The sequence below is a fragment of the Nitrosovibrio sp. Nv17 genome (assembly GCF_900119085.1).
In the GTDB taxonomy this organism is placed as follows: domain Bacteria; phylum Pseudomonadota; class Gammaproteobacteria; order Burkholderiales; family Nitrosomonadaceae; genus Nitrosospira.
In genome coordinates, this window is the sequence record NZ_FPIQ01000050.1 from 1 (window position 1) to 1,427 (window position 1,427).

Annotated in this window: 1 protein-coding gene; it reads left to right on the forward strand. The window is 66.0% G+C overall.

The genetic code is table 11. The features are described 5' to 3' along the window. Positions 1-1,332 (forward strand): multiheme c-type cytochrome (locus BT108_RS13250; protein ID WP_072295025.1); only part of this gene is annotated, 1,332 nt, incomplete at its 5' end. Between the last annotated feature and the right edge of the window lie 95 nt (positions 1,333-1,427).

A 1,427-nucleotide genomic window follows, 5' to 3' on the forward strand; every position in this document is an offset into this window, starting at 1 on the left:
CGCAACCTGAAGGCGGACAGTCCGATCTACTACAAGAAGGCGAAGCTGGAAGAGATCGAGAACAACCTGCGCTCGATGGGACGTCTTGGGGCGAAGGAGAAGCTCAAGGAAGTGGGGTGCATCGACTGTCACGTGGAGCCCAACGCCAAGGGCAAGGCGGATCACCAGAAGGACATCCGGATGCCGACGGCGGACGTGTGCGGCACGTGCCATCTGGCGGAATTTGCGGAGCGCGAGTCCGAGCGTGACACCATGGTGTGGCCCACGGATCGGATAGCCTGGCCCACGAGCCGGCCCTCGCACGCACTGGACTGGACGGCGAACGTGGAAGTGGCGGTGTTTGCGGCGATGCCGCAGCGCGAGATTGCCGAAGGCTGCAGCATGTGCCACACCAACCAGAACAAGTGCGACAACTGCCACACGCGCCACGTCTTCTCGGCGGCGGAATCGCGCCGGCCGGAGACGTGCGCCACCTGCCACAGCGGAGTGGATCACAACAACTGGGAAGCGTACTCCATGAGCAAGCACGGCAAGGTCGTGGAGATCATGGGCAGCAACTGGAACTGGGAAGTGCCGCTCAAGGACGCCTTTGCCAAGGGCGGCCAGACCGCGCCCACCTGCGCTGGCTGCCACTTCGAGTACGAAGGCAAGTACAGCCACAACGTCACCCGCAAGATCCGCTGGGCCAACTACCCGTCGGTACCGGGCGTAGCCGAGAACATCGACAGCGAATGGTCGGAGGCGCGGCTCGAATCGTGGGTGAAGACCTGCACCAACTGCCACTCCGAGCGTTTTGCCCGCTCCTACCTGGAATTCATGGACAAGGGCACCCTGCACGGCATTGCCAAGTACCAGGAGACGCACGCCGTGGTCGAGAAGCTCTACCAGGATGGACTGCTGCCGGGCCAGAAGACCAACCGGCCGCTGCCGCTGCCGCCCGACAAGGAGATGTTCGCGGGCTTCACCCAGCTGTACTGGTCCAAGGACAACAACCCTGCGGCGCTGGAGCTTCGGGTGGTGGAGATGAGCCAGAACAACCTGCCCAAGCTGCACGTCGGCCTAGCGCACGTCAACCCTGGGGGATGGACCTACAGCGAGGGCTGGGGCCCGATGAACCGCGACTACGTCGAGGTGCAGGACGGCAACACCCGCATCCGCGAGGCGGCGGCGCTGGAAGCACGGGTGGCCAAGCTTGAGGGTCGCAAGACCAGCCTGCTCGACATCGACAGCCGCGACGGCAAGCTCTCCCTGGGCGGCCTGGGCGGAGGCATGCTGCTGGCGGGCACGCTCGCCCTGGCGGGCTGGCGCCGCCGGGAGAAGGCCCGGCATTGACCATGCCGGCCGCACCGGCGGCCGGGGCCAGCCACGTCCCGGCCGCTGCCTCCCCACATCCTGATACCCCTCCCCCCGCCCGGGGGGGAGGATTC